Source organism: Methanocella sp. (assembly GCF_035506375.1).
In the GTDB taxonomy this organism is placed as follows: domain Archaea; phylum Halobacteriota; class Methanocellia; order Methanocellales; family Methanocellaceae; genus Methanocella.
Window position 1 is genome coordinate 1 of the sequence record NZ_DATJPM010000043.1, and the last position, 15,847, is coordinate 15,847.

Annotated in this window: 16 protein-coding genes; 11 read left to right on the top strand and 5 right to left on the bottom strand. The window is 52.2% G+C overall.

Annotation, left to right across the window (positions count from 1 at the left end):
- Positions 1-522: 522 nt before the first annotated feature.
- Positions 523-2,703: an amylo-alpha-1,6-glucosidase gene (locus VMC84_RS05565; RefSeq protein ID WP_325378940.1), complete on the bottom strand. Its 2,181-nt coding sequence runs from the start codon at positions 2,701-2,703 to the stop codon at positions 523-525.
- 146 nt (positions 2,704-2,849) lie between these two features.
- Positions 2,850-5,249 (bottom strand): DNA-directed DNA polymerase, encoded by a 2,400-nt coding sequence (locus VMC84_RS05570; protein WP_325378942.1) that lies wholly within the window; start codon positions 5,247-5,249, stop codon positions 2,850-2,852.
- 253 nt (positions 5,250-5,502) lie between these two features.
- Here VMC84_RS05570 and VMC84_RS05575 point away from each other — a divergent pair, with 253 nt between their 5' ends.
- Genes VMC84_RS05575 through VMC84_RS05585 form a run of 3 tightly spaced genes read left to right on the top strand, consistent with a single transcriptional unit; the run spans position 5,503 to position 6,199 of the window.
- Positions 5,503-5,763, top strand: a complete 261-nt coding sequence (locus VMC84_RS05575; RefSeq protein WP_325378944.1) for a hypothetical protein — start codon at positions 5,503-5,505, stop codon at positions 5,761-5,763.
- A 2-nt stretch (positions 5,764-5,765) separates the two neighbouring features.
- Entirely contained in the window at positions 5,766-5,921 is a 156-nt protein-coding gene (locus VMC84_RS05580; protein ID WP_325378946.1) for an ATP-binding protein, read from the top strand.
- A gap of 38 nt (positions 5,922-5,959) precedes the next feature.
- Positions 5,960-6,199 (top strand): hypothetical protein, encoded by a 240-nt coding sequence (locus VMC84_RS05585; RefSeq protein ID WP_325378948.1) that lies wholly within the window; start codon positions 5,960-5,962, stop codon positions 6,197-6,199.
- Between the two features lie 57 nt (positions 6,200-6,256).
- Here the strand turns inward: VMC84_RS05585 and VMC84_RS05590 are convergent, their stop codons facing one another.
- Complete coding sequence (locus tag VMC84_RS05590; protein ID WP_325378950.1) at positions 6,257-6,454, bottom strand: hypothetical protein; 198 nt, start codon at positions 6,452-6,454, stop codon at positions 6,257-6,259.
- On the opposite strand from VMC84_RS05590, the gene VMC84_RS05595 reads away from it, so the two are divergent.
- From VMC84_RS05595 to truA, 6 genes are all read left to right on the top strand, one after another.
- Complete coding sequence (locus VMC84_RS05595; protein ID WP_325378952.1) at positions 6,441-7,358, top strand: ATP-dependent 6-phosphofructokinase; 918 nt, start codon at positions 6,441-6,443, stop codon at positions 7,356-7,358. The genes VMC84_RS05590 and VMC84_RS05595 overlap by 14 nt on opposite strands.
- A gap of 140 nt (positions 7,359-7,498) precedes the next feature.
- Positions 7,499-8,326: a F420-dependent methylenetetrahydromethanopterin dehydrogenase gene (locus VMC84_RS05600; RefSeq protein WP_325378954.1), complete on the top strand. Its 828-nt coding sequence runs from the start codon at positions 7,499-7,501 to the stop codon at positions 8,324-8,326.
- Positions 8,327-8,398: 72 nt separating this feature from the next.
- Complete coding sequence (locus tag VMC84_RS05605; protein ID WP_325378956.1) at positions 8,399-10,087, top strand: potassium channel family protein; 1,689 nt, start codon at positions 8,399-8,401, stop codon at positions 10,085-10,087.
- 69 nt (positions 10,088-10,156) lie between these two features.
- Positions 10,157-10,576: a phosphate-starvation-inducible PsiE family protein gene (locus VMC84_RS05610; protein WP_325378958.1), complete on the top strand. Its 420-nt coding sequence runs from the start codon at positions 10,157-10,159 to the stop codon at positions 10,574-10,576.
- Between the two features lie 39 nt (positions 10,577-10,615).
- On the top strand, positions 10,616-11,050 hold the full coding sequence (locus VMC84_RS05615) for a phosphate-starvation-inducible PsiE family protein (protein WP_325378960.1): 435 nt from the start codon (positions 10,616-10,618) through the stop codon (positions 11,048-11,050).
- A 13-nt stretch (positions 11,051-11,063) separates the two neighbouring features.
- Positions 11,064-11,867: a tRNA pseudouridine(38-40) synthase TruA gene (gene truA, locus VMC84_RS05620; protein ID WP_325379043.1), complete on the top strand. Its 804-nt coding sequence runs from the start codon at positions 11,064-11,066 to the stop codon at positions 11,865-11,867.
- A 795-nt stretch (positions 11,868-12,662) separates the two neighbouring features.
- On the opposite strand, the gene VMC84_RS05625 is transcribed toward truA, so the two are convergent.
- Complete coding sequence (locus VMC84_RS05625) at positions 12,663-12,968, bottom strand: hypothetical protein (RefSeq protein WP_325378962.1); 306 nt, start codon at positions 12,966-12,968, stop codon at positions 12,663-12,665.
- A 710-nt stretch (positions 12,969-13,678) separates the two neighbouring features.
- On the bottom strand, positions 13,679-14,329 hold the full coding sequence (locus tag VMC84_RS05630; RefSeq protein WP_325378964.1) for a hypothetical protein: 651 nt from the start codon (positions 14,327-14,329) through the stop codon (positions 13,679-13,681).
- Between the two features lie 385 nt (positions 14,330-14,714).
- Between VMC84_RS05630 and VMC84_RS05635 the strand changes: the two genes are divergently transcribed.
- Entirely contained in the window at positions 14,715-15,206 is a 492-nt protein-coding gene (locus VMC84_RS05635) for a hypothetical protein (protein ID WP_325378966.1), read from the top strand.
- Positions 15,207-15,208: 2 nt separating this feature from the next.
- Entirely contained in the window at positions 15,209-15,847 is a 639-nt protein-coding gene (locus tag VMC84_RS05640) for a hypothetical protein (protein WP_325378968.1), read from the top strand.

The window sequence follows — 15,847 nt, forward strand, 5'->3', positions numbered from 1 at the left end:
AAAAGGATTCTACACTTGAGCGATTTATTAAATAGCGGTTATAAACGCCTTATCCTGCACCATGTTTCCTGTGGAGCGAGCGCCCCAGGTTTTTCAACACAAAAACACGAATTATTTTTTTTTATCCCAAGTAAGGAGCACGAACCACACTAAAGTGGATGCTTTCACGTCAAAACACTAAACAACTTCCCAAATGCACGGACCTCACTAAATTAATTGAAACACTAGAGAAAGCATATAAAATAAAGTATAAGGGTCATGCCGTTCTCGTGTTTCAATCATTTAGTGTTTTAGTGCCATTGGAGAGGTTGTTTCGTGTTTTAAGCGCCAGGCATGGGCCTTAGTGATTTTTGTGCCCTTACGTGGGATATAAAAGAATTCGTGTTTTCGTGTTGAAAAACCGACGGGCAGTACGAAAGTGGAAAAAAAGGCAAAGGACCACTAAACAAACACGTAACTACTGTGCTTAAGATGTAGACCTGCCTGGCTACCGGGCTGTAACAACGGGTCGCCCATTAGAGCCTAATACTCAACAAATACGCTTATGTCTCCCTTCTTCTTAGGCGTGTCGACCTGAGTCTTATCCCCGATTCGCCTGAAGTCGAGGTCAATCAGCGTGCCTCCGACGCTCAGTTTATTTAACTGAGCGCGATCCAGCCAGGGCGGCAGGTACGGCTTGCTGATGACCAGCCGCTTACGCAGGGCGTCCGGGGACAGTCCCAGGCAAGAGGTAAACATGAAGGGCATCGCGCCTGAAGACCACGCCTGGGGGCTGCAAGCCACCGGGTACTTCACGGGAACGCGGTACATGGAGCGCGGCAGCCCGCAGAAACATTCGGGAAGCCTGAAGTTCTCGAACGTCCTCGCCGCCTCATAAATACACGTGAACAGCTTTGACATCTCGTTAATAAATCCGCATTTTTTAAGGCCTGCGGCGATGATCGAATTGTCGTGCGGCCAGACGGTGCCATTGTGGTAGCCGAGCGGATTGTAACGGCGCTCTTCCGAAGACAGCGTCCGTATGCCCCATCCGGTAAACATATCTTCCCTGAAAAGCCCGTCGACCAGATATCCTGCATACTTATCGTCGATGATCCCGGCCCACAGGCAGTGCCCCGGGTTCGATGCCACAACATCGCAGGGGCCGTCCGCGTCCAGCGCCTCCGCGAAATATTTTTTATTCTCCATCCAGAATTTGCGGTTGAACCTTTCTTTCAGCGCCTTTGCCTCGTTTTCAAGCCGCTTGCCTTCACCGTCCCGGCCGAGCACCTGGAATAGCGGTGCCAGGCTTTTTTTAGCCAGGTACACGTAGCCTTGTACCTCTGCCATTGCCACCGGCTTTTTCGCGAGCGAGCCGTCGGAATGGCCGACCGCGTCGAACGAGTCCTTCCACCCCTGGTTAAATATCCCCTTTCTGGATCTTACCGCATATGAAGTAAAGCCCCTTTTTCCTATGTCGGCGTAGTCATCTATCCACTTCAGGGCCGCGTCCACATTTCCCTCCAGGGCCTTGAGTAGCCCCGTATCCCCGGTCCAGTTTACGTATTCCGACAGGAGGATGAGGAAAAGGGGCGTTGCGTCGACGGTGCCATAATATGGCGTCTGAGGGATATGGTTCAGGTTGGCAAGCTCGCCGAGCCTGAGCTCGTGGAGGATCTTTCCCGGCTCCTCATCCCGCCAGTCATCGAACTCCCTGCCCTGGTATTTCGCGAGCGCCAGGAGCGTGCTCCTTGCCAGGTCGGGCCCGAACGGAAGTAGCTGAAGCGCCGAGATGATGCTGTCTCTCCCGAACAGGCTGTCGTACCAGGGCACCCCTGCCGAGTGGAATACTTCCCCCTCCAGGCTCATGCGCATCATGTTAAGGTCGCAGAGCGAACGCTCTATAACACTATTAAAAATATTATTGCTGGTCAGAGTGTCGGTACAACACTCGAATGTCGAGGTGCAAGACCCGGTGGCCCCTTTCATTATGTTCCCGATATTTGTTTTGGGCATCTTCCTTTCCCCGACGTCCTGGACGGCGATGTCCGTCTTCACCGAACTGGATCCCTGCGGCTCAATTCTTAGCTCGAAATGACACTTTCCTCCCTCCATGCTTTTTGGGGCGGGGTAGAACGTTATTATCGTCCTGCGGATATGCCCGTCCTCGCCCTGGTAGGAAAGGCAAAGCCTGTTATTGTCGTATTCGATTGGCATTTTTTTACCATGGGCCGGCGGGACAAGGCCCCGGATAGTGAACATATCGGCGAAATCGGCGTCGAACTCTATGGTCAGGTTCTGCGTGACGGTAAAAGTATTAAAGTTACTAAATGTAAGACTTTGCTGCATGAGGCCGGGGCAGATTTTGACCACGTACGTGCCCATCATCGTCTCCTTTTCGACCATGTTGCCACTGCAGTCCTTGAACTTGCTATTCGTGCCCACCATTACCGATTGGGAACCCTGTTCGTCACTGGATAATAGCTCCGTCACGGGGCTTTCCATCAGCCGTATATGGAATTTACTCAAATACCGGCAGTCATGGTAATAGAGGCCGTACCCGTAATTATCCCTGGCCGGTATCTCGCCATTACGCAGCGTTACCAGCGTCAGCTCTCCGTCGCGGATGACGAGTGCGTTGGTTATGCTATTGGACTGGGTATGCTTCTGGCCCATGTCCCACTTTTTTCTTATTGCTTCCACTATGTCTGAAGGCTTAAGCATGTTAATTAGCGTATTCTGTCATGAATAGAAAAATGAGTCCGACGAGATTACCGACATACTTCAGATTTTATTGTCTTTTTATCTAACCTACAAAACCAGGGGGCAGCTTAAGCACTGACATAAAGGAATATATAACACTGCATGTCTTAGAAGAACCGGGCAAGCGTACCCTGCACGCCCTTGCCCTTTAGCTCGTCCTCTGTGTGCCCGAAGTAGCCCAGGATGCGCAGCGCCGTGGGTATAAGCTGCTTATCGACGTAATACTCGGCATCGAGCTCATAGGTCTTATCCTTCGCATACAGCTTCCCGTCCTTGAACTTGCTGAACATGTCCACGGGGTATGCACGCTCGCTCAGCGTGCCGCCGGGGCCTTTGACGATAACATAGCTGATCTTGCTGCCTACGGAGGCGGACATGTCCATCTCCCGCGCCCGCTCGGCTGCCTTCACGTGCGCCTGGGCGCTCTCGTAGCTCTCCACGCCCTTCGTCAACGTCTTATGGATGATGAGCTTATCCAGCGGCACCCTGCCTTCCTTGACCTCGCTGATCGTATCCTTGACGAACTTCACGGCCTTGTCCGGGTCCTCCTCCTCGAGGATGATGCGGATGACCTCGGACTGTAATTCCTTCGCCAGCTCGCACCAGTCGCCACGGCGCACTTCCAGGCCCCGGACGACGATCTCGCCTTTGCTGGTCAGGCCCGCATAGCGTTTCTTGGATTCGGTAAAGAAGATGGAGCGGTAAATGTTATCGACGTCCATGTCCAGAGGTAGCTCTTCCTTTACTTTCCGGATGAAGTTGCCCGTGACCGTTGAGAGCCTCCCTCCGTCCTTGAGCGTGACGAAGAGCGAGTCCGTATCGCCGTACAGGACCTCGAGGCCCATGGCCTGCGCGATGTCGTTGGCCTTCTTGATGAAATACCGGCCCCATGCCGACGTAGCCTCCGCACATTCCCGCCGGTACCACTTGGCCTGCGCCCAGCCGGTATACCCGTAGAAGGCGTTCGTAAGTATCTTGATGGTCTTTTGCCTTATGTCGAGTATCTTATAGTCCCGGTCTGCCTTATCCATCAGCGCCAGCTTCTTTTTCAGCGCGCTGCGGTGGCTTACCAGGGAGCGTAAAATGCGGGTAAAGAAGCCTTCCGGCTCCTTTCGGAAACAGTGGCCGACTTCGGGCGCCGGGGGGTAGCATTCCGCGTTACAGTCCTTACAGACCGTATCCGGCGAGATATTGTAGGTGATCATGATGGAAGGGTACATAGCCGAGAAGTCGAGCGACGCGACGTTCTTGTGGATGCCCTTCACCGGCGGGAAAACGAAGCCGCCCAGGTACGTCTCCACTTCGCCTCCCCTGGAAGGTATCAGTTCGCCATATTCGTAGGCGGTATAGGCCAGGTACGATTCCACCTGCCGCCCCCGACCCATTTTTGAGACATTGTCCGCGGGCTCGTGCACCATGCGCGCAAACTCGAACTGCAACGGCAGGAGCTCCTTCGCCAGGCCGAAGGTGCTCGATACGTCGTCCTTCGCGTACTGGATGAGCTCGCCTCGCTTCGCCTCGTCCGCCCAGTACTGGTAGATGTCGGCCGCGAAAAGATTCACGCGCCCGCCCTTCTTCATGACGCCCAAAAAGTCGGCGACGTTCTCCAGCGTTTTGATCTTGACACCGTCCACGTCCCTCTGGGCTACCTGGAACAGGTCGATGTCCAGCCGCCCGATCAGCTTGACCTTTCGCTGGAGGCCGCCCCGCCCGAACATCGGCGACGTCCCGTCGCGGCACACGTTAAGCGTAAGCTTATGTTTCTTCGCCCGCTCCGAAAGGTAGGGCCAGTCAAAGCCGTCCTGGTTATAGCCGACGATGACGTCCGGGTCATAGTTCCTGACGTACTGGATAAACTCTTTAATAAGGCTCTTATCGCTCTCGTCGGTGGCCTTCAAAATCTTTTCTTCCTCATTCGTTTTTAGCGATATGATAATGATGGGGTCTTTCTTGGGATCGGGCATGCCGTGCGGGTTCCACATCTCGCAGTCGAAGGCGAGGACCTTTAGCGGCGGCTCTTCCTCCCTGGCAAAAGCTTTCGGGCTGCGGCAGATCAGCGCCTGATCCGCATAATCGATGGGCACGGGCTCGCCTTCGGCCTCGATGCCGCCCATGGGTATGAGCCGCTTATCGATGATGTAGCGGACGCCGAAAAGGATGTCCGCCTCCCGCACGTCGCCGAACTTCAGGGCCAGCTCACGTAAATACGGGACGTCACGCGGCAACTGCGTGAAAATGCGATAGCACTGGATCTGTACGCCGAAGTTCCTGCGTTCTACGACGTCGGCCTTCACGGGGCGGATCAGCTCGCCGCCCACTTCTTTGGACATGCTCATCAGCTGGCTTACGGGGACATCGCCGTAAGGCACGACATAAAAGTAAGGCTCAAAGGAATCGTCAAATATAACGGCGCTCCGGCCCGAGTCGTCCACGCACCACATGCGTATCAGGGGCCTGTTATTCACGACTTCATAGTCGACGTCTAAAAGCCAGCCGCGGAACTTCATTATATTAACTATAGAGCCTCCGCGGTTTAAAAACTTCCCGCGGACTCTGAAAGTGTTTCGCCTGGCGAGCGACAATGTTATATATTCATACTTATATGTATATATAAATACAAATATGTACAACTATATACATAATTATAGTTGAAAAAACATGAAGTCGAAATGCCTATTTTTTCAAAGTCATTTAGAATGTTATAGCGACTGAGCAATTTTAATATAAATATTAACTATAAAATATTCATATGAGCCTATAATGTTAGGTGCTGACGATCATATGGGCAAACAGGAACATATCAAACTGCCCCCAAATTCCCCGGAGGGCGATCTGATAGCGCTGCGAAATCTGGTCCAAAAGCAGCAGGAAGAGCTTGAACTCTGCTGCCGTATCGAGTGCTCCCTGCGCGAAAGCTACCGTTTTCTCGTGGAGAATTCCGGCGACATCATCTGGGGGATCGATCTCCAGGGACTATTATCGAGGATAATGGCCCGGGCATATCGGACGCGAAGAAAGTAGAGTTGCTCTCCCGCAAGAAGCTTAGCGGGCGGGGACTGGGCCTGTACCTGATCCTCACGTTCTTAAGTCAGTTCTACGGCCGCCTCCACATCATGGACCGCGTGCCGGGCGACTCTTCACGGGGAGCCCGTTTCGTTGTCCTGCTCCCGGCCGCATGACATAATCTTTTAATTATCAGATGCCGTATTTTACCTATATGCGCATACCCGATGATATCGAAGACCTCGTGCTGGCATTCATCGAGCCGGAACAAAAGCGGGAATTCCGGTGGATGACCAGGGAGGAGATCGATGAATTTATTATAGGGCATATGGCGCCTGTCTTGGATGCGGGGTATGTGGAAAAGAGAACTGGCGATGGTTTCCCCTTCATCGTAACGCCGAGGGGCCGGGAGATCCTGCAGATCCTTTCGCCCTGTAAAAGAAGCGGTCTATGAACGGCGTTTTTTCTTCTGGATGGGAGAAACATCGTATTGAAACGCCCTCGAAAGGGATTATACGTCGTGCTCCGCGTTCCGGACGAGCCTCAGGTCACGGGCGCACCGGGCGCGGCACAATACGGCGGCAAATAAGCCGTTCGACGGGCGGTAAAAATAGTTCAGCACGGCCGTCGAGATTATTCCGGGGCTTATTTTGAAGGCCATCGGCATCGTGACCAGCGGCGGGGACGCCCCAGGCATGAACGCGACCATACGTGCCGTCACCCGAGTTGCCGCCTTCAAAGGCTTCAATGTCCTGGGCTTCTGCCGGGGCTGGGAAGGCCTCATATCGGACCTCGTAAAGCCCATGAGCGCACGGTCCGTCAGCGGCATCATTAACCTGGGAGGCACAATCCTTCATACGACCAGATGCCCCCACATCAGGACGAAGGCGGGTCTGGCAAAGGCGGCCGCCCGGCTTGCGGAATACGACGTCGACGGCCTCGTTGTCATCGGTGGCGACGGATCTTTCCGGGCAGCAATGGCGTTAAGCGAGCTGACCGACACGCCCATGGTCGGCATACCGGCGACCATCGACAACGACATATACGGTACGGACGAGACCGTCGGCTTTGACACGGCCGTCAACACGGCGGTCGCAGAGATAGATAAGATCCGGGACACCGCTATATCTCTGGACCGCATATTCGTAGTCGAAGTCATGGGCCGTAGCAGGGGCTTCCTGGCCGCCATGGTGGGCCTGACGGTGGGAGCAGAGATCATTCTCGTGCCCGAATTGCCTGTCCGTGAGGACGAGATATTCAGTGTCATAAAGGATAATGTCTCAAAAGGAAAACGTTCTGCCATCATCGTCGCAGCGGAAGGCATTGGCGATACGAGGGCGCTATCCTCGGCCATTGAAAAGAACACGGGCCTAGAGACGAGGCTCAGCATCCTGGGCTATGCCCAGCGGGGAGGCAGCCCTACAGCGCGCAGCCGATACCTGGCCAGCGAGTTCGGCAAAAAGGCCGTAGAGCTTCTGGCGGAAGGAAAAAGCAACTGCATTGTCGGCCTGCAGAACGGTAAAATCACCAGCATAGGCCTCAGGGAATCGGCCGGGGCGTCAAAGCCGCTTGACGAGAGCATCCTCAGGCTGGCAAGCATTCTTGCGACTTAGCCGGCTCGAAAAAGCTATTTACCATTAAGACCTTTAATAGTATTCGTAAATCTAAAATGGCCTTTTATATAAACTAAGGGAGGAAGGCCGAATAGATATTTGCGCCATATTGGCCAAATAAATTCATAGAAGGTATAGTTATGACCGCAAGAGTTGGAATCGTTAAGCTAGGAAACCTTGGAACCTCAAGGTACATAGACCTCATTCTCGATGAGAGGGCAGACAGAGACGTTTACGTAAGGACCGTCGGCACCGGCGCAAAGCTGGGCGAGGCGGAGGCAGACGAGGCAGTCGCAAAGATCCTCGAGTTTAAGCCCCAGCTGTGTATTGTCATCAGCCCGAACGGCGCATTACCCGGCCCGACCAAGGCCAGGGAGGCCATCAAGGCCGCCGGCGTACCGACGATCGCTATTTCGGACGTCCCCATGATGAAGGTCAAGGACGACCTCAAGGCGAAGGGCCTGGGCTACTTCATCGTCAAGTGCGACTCGATGATCGGCGCCCGCAGGCAGTTCCTGGACCCCACCGAAATGGTCCTGTTCAATGCGGACATGACCAAGGTGTTAGCGGAAACTGGTGTCGTCAGGCTCATCCAGACCGAGCTCGACAAGTGCATTGAGCAGATCAACGCCGGCCAGGCACCCACCGTGCCCCAGATCGTCGTCGATGCCGCCAAGGCAGTCCCGATGGCGGGCTACAAGAACCCGTACGCACAGGCAAAAGCGTTCGCAGCATTCGCTGCCGCCGAGAAAGTCGGCGACCTCGACCTGCTCGGCTGCTTCATGCAGAAGGAAATGGAGCAGTACGTCATCACCGTCGCCAGCGCCCACGAGCTGTTAAGGACCGCCGCGCTGCTGTGCGACCAGGCAAGGGAGCTCGAGAAGGCCGGCGACTCGGTCAAGAGGACCCCGCACGCCGCCGACGGCAAGGTCTTAGGCAAGACCACGCTGGTATCCAAGCCCGAGTAAAGTTTTATTCCTGCGTGAGCAACCCTCACGCAAATCCTTTTTTATTATCACGGCCATATTCCTGTATACTCTATGGCCCTACGAATCTCGGACGTCAAGCTGAGGAGCATCCTTAAATCTCCTTACCTCATCTATCCGGCAGGTATCCTGGCCCTGATACTCATTTATACGGGCATCTTCCTGATGCTCCCGAACGAGTTCAACCCGCATAGCCGTGATGTTTATACGGCAATCTACTGGGTCGTCGTCACTATGACGACCACCGGATTAGGCGACATTTACCCGGTCACCGTGATGGGGAAGCTCTTCACGATGTTGGTCATCCTGTCCGGCATCGCCATCTTTTTCGCCGTCGTCCTGCCCCTGATGATCACGCCGAGCATCGAGCGCTGGATCAAGTCCCCGAAAGGCAAGCCGCCGGAGCGCCTTAAGGGCCACGTCATCATCTGCGGGTATAATGCCCTCGTGGATTCGCTCATCACCGAGCTGGCGGACGCGGGCAAACCGCTCGTGATCATAGACGAGTCGAGCCAGAGCGTCCACGACCTTCAGCTCCGGGGGTTCTATGCCATATCCGGCGATTCGACTGACGAGAAGACGCTGAAAATAGCGCAGGTCGATAAGGCATCGACGCTCATCGCGAACGAGGGCGAGGATAAGGATGCGGCCGTCGTCCTTACGGCGTCTCAGATGTCGGGCTGCAAGATCATCGCGCTGGTCGAGCGGCTGGACCTGGCCGAATACCTGAAGTACGCCGGAGCGGACATCGTGATATCGCCTAAACAGATTCTCGGCATCAACATGGGCATGACCGCCATCTCGTCCATCAACTTCGAAGTCACCAACGTCGTGGACCTCGGGGAGGACATGAAGATCTGTAAGCTCCCCGTCTACCCGGATAATCCCATGGTCGGAAAAAAGCTGAAGGAGCTCGGGATCCGGGAAAAGACGGGCGCGAACATCGTCGGGGCGTTCAAGGATGGCAAGTTCATCATCAATCCGCCGGCTGACATGGAGGTGGACGAGGCTACCGTTCTAATGGCCATCGGTAACGACCGCCAGCTCCACGACATGAGCGACATGGGGCGGATCGTTGGCCAGGTCTGCGGCGGAAAGAGGATCATCGCCGGCTATGGGGACGTGGGCCGGGAGGTCGCGAAGCAGTTCGATAAGAGGGGCATATCCTACACGATCATCGACCTTAAGCCGCATGAGGGGCTGGAACAGGTCGTTGGCGACTCCACGGACCAGGAGACGCTGAAGAAGGCCGGCATCGCCGACGCTTCGACCATCGTGGTGACGCTGAACGACGATAACAAGAACCTGCTGACCGTACTCCTGGCCCGGAACATGAACCGCCACGTGAACATCATCGCCCGGGCCAACCTGGACAATAACGTGAGCAAGATATATCGCGCAGGCGCGGATTACGTGACGTCGCTGTCCACGACGGGCGGCCAGATCATGGCGCGCGTCGTGGAAAAGGGCGTCTTCGAGGATACGGTGATACTGTCGGAGAACGTGCTGCTGTACAAGTTCCACGTTAAGGGCTCGGCCCTGGAAGGCAAGGCCATAAATGAAACGGAGATGCGGTCGAAAACCGGCTGCTCCATCGTCGGCGTCATTGACGCCGGGCGGTTCACGCCGAACCCGGAGCCTTCGCTGGTCCTGAGCCAGGACTCGATCATCCTCACCATCGGCACCTATAAGCAGCTCGAGGCCTGCGCTGCGGCCTACAGCCTGAAAAAGGCCATCGAGTAATGGCCGGGGAATAAATATTATATAATACGTGGGCTTTTATGCCCTGAGAACATTGTGGTGACTGAAAGCATGGCATCCGACAGAAGTGGCAGTATCACCAACGTACTTGACAGGGTGGAGACGGGCATATACCTGCTGGTAGCTCTTTTTTTAAGTATCATGGCGCTGATGACCTTCTTCGTCGTTGCTCTGGACCTGTCGCATTTCTTTACGGATACTGCGAGCCTTGATATCATCGACTCGGCCCTAAACAGCCTTTTAGTCGCTCTGATAATAACCGGCCTTATCCAGACTGTCATCGTTTACATCAAGATCCATACCCTGGACCTGCGGCTCATCCTGGGCGTCGGCCTGACGGCCATGATCCGGCGTGTCCTGGTCTTCGGCGTGGAGAAGAGCATCACCTGGGAGCAGATGGCCGTGACCGCGCTGCTCATTCTCGTCATTATCATCGGCATCTACCTGATCGGCGAAAAGAAGAGCGCGTAAGAGAACTTTTAATAGTTATCCCGGACTTATTGTCTGATAATGGCACCTTCCAGCAACCCGGACTATGACAGCACCATCGCCGGCTTTCTCGATAAGGTCGAGTCCGCCGTATACCTGCTCGTATCGATATTTCTCGTCCTGCTTGCGCTGATGACGCTTATAATCGTAGGCAAGGACATGGCGAGCTTCGTTAGCCAGCAGTACGGCCTGGATACGCTCGTTCTGGTGCTGAACGACCTGCTCGTGACCCTCATCATCGCGGAGCTAATACAGACAGTCATTGTATATTTTAAAAGCCACAAGCTGGAGCTGAAGCTCATCCTGGCGGCAGGCCTGACGGCCATGATCCGGCATATCCTGGTCTTCGGCGTGGAGAAGAGCATCACCTGGGAGGACATGGCCGTGACCGCGCTGCTCATTCTCGTCATCATCGTCGGCATCTACCTGATCGGCGAAAAGAAGGTCTCGACCTAGCGGGAGTGGGAATCTGAAGTGCGCCTATAAGCTTGCCTACATTGGCACTAATTTCTCCGGCTCGCAGGTGCAGCCCGGCCGCAGGACCGTTGAAGGCGAGCTTAAAGCTGCCCTGGCCTCGAAGGGGGTCATCGGCGATAAGGCAAAGATCGAGTTCTCGGGCCGCACGGATGCGGGCGTCCACGCGCTGGGGCAGGTCATAGCTTTTAAGCCACATAACCTGAAGCTCACCGAGCCCCGGATCATCAATTCGGTATTACCGGACGATATGTGGGTATACGCAAGGGCCGATGTGCCCGACGATTTCGACCCCCGCCGCGGCGCGGCCAGCCGCACTTACCGATATATTCTCTATGCTCCCGACGTCATCGAGCGCCGCATTGTCACTCACTCCCAGCTTTTCCTCGGCACGCATGACTTCACGAACTTTTCCAGTGTCGAGCCCAACAAGAACCCGGTGCGGACTATAAAAAGAATCTCGGTAACGAAGCGTTCCGACATATATGTCATAGACATCGAAGCGGACTCGTTCTTGTGGAACATGGTACGCAAGATCGTGACGGGCCTCCGGCTCGTCGGCTCGAACAAGCGGCCCGCTCAGTGGATCGGGCAGATGCTGAAGCCTGAAGAGCACAGGGAGGGTATACCGCCCGCCCTTGCTGTCGGCCTTTACCTGATGAAAGTCGACTATCCCGGCGTCGTGTTCGTCGAAGAGGACTATTCTAAAGGCAGGGCGTATCAGCGCATACTTCATTCTTACGAGTGGCAGCGTACGATGGCCGAAGTGTATGGCGAGTTCAAGGACGCGATGAAATAAATAAATTATAGCTATTTCATCGATCTATGAGCCTGGTATGCCTTCCTGGAGTCTTCCCGCCACGGAAACAGGCACAGCAGTTCCGTGCTTATGTTAGAGGCGCGCCTGCTTGCTCGCCTTATAATTTTATTCTGGTTTTAAGTTCACTAATGGCATGGGGGTACTATTTTTCACCACAGGTGCCAGAAGTTCCGTGCTCGTGGCTTATATTCTTGCCCTGTTATCCATAGCGTATAGTCCTCCTGCCGGCGTATGTTCAGTGTTCTCGTTCGTTGGCGCCTCCGGTTGGTAACACGAAAACGCGAAAGATTTTATATCCCACGTAAGTCTCGAAAGCACTAAGGTCCATGCCTGGTGTTCAAAACACGAAACAAGCCTACGAACGGCTCTAAAACACTAATAATTAGAAACACGAGAACGGCATGCATTTCCAGTTATACATGCTGTCTCTCGTGTTTCAATCCCTTTCGGGAGGCTCGTGCCTTCGGGAGGCTTGTTTCGTGTTCTAAGCCTTAAGCATGGACCTTAGTGCTTTCGTGCCCCTTACGTGGGATATAAAAGAATTCGTGTTTTCGTGTTGAAAAACCGATTGGCAGTACGAAAGTGGAAAATATGGCAAGGGACTATTAAACAAACACGGAACTATTGGCCTTTGTGGTGAAAAATAGTGTCCTCCGTGCTCTTAAAAAGCTTAAAATACGGGAGTAATTCAACACAGCAATTATTTTTATAAGAAACAGTCCAGTTTCTACTATTTCTTCGCTAATGAATGATCAAGGATAGAAAGTATCAGGTCTACTTCTTAGTCGAAGATTTAAGGGCACCTATTGTTTTTATCTTCTTATTCTCTTTCAAATTCGCTTTAGTCACTTCTTTGTTAGTTAAGGATAGTTTATGTATGCATTTATCGATGTTTGTATCTAAATAATCGGCTATGCCATTTTTAAACGCGTCTCTTGTTTCTACCATTACACTTTTTACCGCTTCTTTACGTTCCTTTTTGGTGGAGAACGGGTGTTCCTTGTCTATCTTATCGCTAATCATGTTTTTAAGGGCCTTATAGCTTGTTTTATAAGTGATTCCTTTCTTTGCATTTGCCATAATATATAACTATATTGTCATATATATTATATGTTGCTATTAAAATTATTAAAACGTCTTCTTTATACGGTTACATAAAACGAATTTATGATTTCCGAGACATCGGGCAAAGCTTGAATGAGCCCATTAGGCAACATATTAGGATAAGCGAGTCAAGTCGCGTAACTTTCCTGATAAGGCCCATATAATTTGTTTAGTACTTTACCCGAATGTCTCAGACCTTTCATTTATCATTCCCATACTATAAAACTGGATAATTATCATTCCTAAAAAAGAGTGATGGCTATAGACTCAATATGAATCAATATTAAACTGTACTTTTTAACGGTTATATAGACGATTTATCATAACTAGAAGTTTATACTACTCTATAAGTTATAGAGATAAAGCTTACTAACTTGCTATTCATGTACAGTATTGGATTATGTGAATAAAGCCCAACTCAACAACCTACATCTGCAAACCCGTCACTTTAGCTGCCTTAGGTCATACACACCGATGGTTTGCAGGTCCCACGGCCGGCCACTACAACTCTTCCTGGTGGCCCGGCCCATAATATTTGTATTTAAGTTGTTCGTCGTCATATGGTCGATGGGCTTGAAACACCTGCCGGGTGGCCTAACGCCAGACCGGCCACTGTCATAATGACCATGGCAGGCGAATCGTTACCAGGCTATCATCTGGCTTTTTGATCTTCCGTGTTTTATAGCCTATCGAATCGGGGGCCAGCCTGCGTGCCAATAATAGCCGGGACTATAAAATTCTCCGGGCCAGGCCAGGCTTCTGAGGTTGCCTGCGCCATAAATTCCCAGATTCTTCCCGCCGAGGACCCAGGGGTTCATGGATCCTCCGATCCAGCCTTTATGATGGGCGCCTTGATCATTCTGTGCGGGCACAGCACTTGCCGGTCCCGCCGGCCAATATCCTTCGACACTTGTTGTTCTCATCGGTGCTTGAGTAGCTCCGCCCCGTCCTGACGCACTGCCAGCGCCGTGTCCACCAGTAATACTGGTGCTCTCGCTCTGTCCAGAAGAGCTACTACCGCTTGTTCCTCCACCGCTTCCGCCCTGTCCGGCACTACTACCATTGCCAGAACCTGCCGCCATGGCAACAGGCGTTAACAGAAGAGCCCATCCCAACACTATTATAATGTAAACTACCAATACTCGTTTCCAATCCATCCTCATGTTATCAAGTCCAAATAAATAGGGGGCTAAAATAAGTAAAAGGTAATCGACATGAAAATAAAAAAATATCTTATCATAAAAATAAAATAAATGACTTGTCATCAAAAATATCAAAGTTAAACCGGAATGATGATAAAAAAGCTGTGCCATGATGGATTTTTTATATAATATCAAATCATGTTATTCAATGAAATAAATAATTATATTACATAGATATATCTAATTTTTATAAATATCAATTTACACGCCTTAATTTTGATTAAAAATATATTGTGGTATATATTATATACAAGATATTTTTATATTAGCATTATAATAATTTACTGATTGAGGGTTAAAACGAGCAATTATTATGAGGTGGGTAGTAATGAGAGTAGTTGCGACTTTGAGAGGAAGGTTAGTCATCGCCTTCATTATGTTTCTAATCATCTTATGGACTGTGCCTCTAAATTCATTCGCGAGGCAGGAGTTCAGGTATGAGCTAATTTCGGGTGATTTTTCTTTTGGTAATGACTTCGGTCGGGCGAAAGATACACAAAACTTGTTCCATCAGAAAACTTTGCAGACGATCGACGATGAATCGCTGAACATCAATTTCCCCGTATTCGACTCATTCAATTCCGGGAGCGCCAATAACATCCTTGCCCCTGGTCCCGCTGAAGTTAAAGGAGACGAGTTGACCGGTAGCGCTAACGTGTTGCCTTTCGGGCCGGTGGACCTCGCTTTCCCGGACATCAGCCAGATCGTGTTCCAATCGATTGCTGCATCGAGTACGGGCTTTTATAGCGCGACATTCCTCGGCATTCCGCCGGTGAACACGGGCGCAGGGCTCGTATGGTCCGGGCCGGGTACGCCCATAAGCCCTGTGACGTCGCCGCCAAGGATCGCCGGGCCTAATACGCCTTTCCCCGAGATGGTCAACACGGCCGCGGGGACAGAAAGGACAGCGGCTCTGGCCGCTGCATCAAAAGCTTCTAACACGACCAGCGGGAACAAAACAAGATCGTCCCTGTCTCCTTCCTTTAGCTCTATGAAAATCGGGAGCGGATGATAATGGCGAAATTCTACATCGGGAAAAAGGGGTCGACAATCCTGTTGGCACTACTCTTCACTATTACATTAACCCTTCCCGCATCTTCCATGGTGGCCGTTCAGGGCCCGGGAGCCATAAAAAACATCCCACCTCTTACGAATAATCTCGGGGATATTACCGGTGGAATTAGTACCAGCCAGGGCCCGTCGATGGCGCTGAATATCGCAGAACCCGCAGGACCTCGAATTGCCTTTAGTAATGCGAGCACTATCGGCGAATACCCGGGCGATACCGCTGCGAATAAAACCTCATCGGGTAATACGACAAATCAGACGGCATCAAATAAGGCGACGCCTATAACTCCCCCTTCCGGGAAAGCGATGTCATATCCGGACTTTAATTTTAAAGCCGACTCCGCGCAGGTCTCGAATATGTCGCTCCTGGACCGGATGTGGAGAAATAGCCACTTCTTCTGTACGATGGGCCGGGCCTACGAAGGAGATACCTCATATCCGGACTGGATACTACCGACGGAATATACAAAATCCGCCATAGCGATGAACAACTGGTACGATGTCAATGCGGCAGCATTGAATTACACATTGCCGGGCACCCATTTAACGCCCCGCTACTGGTCGCTGTTTGACTTTCCATACTAA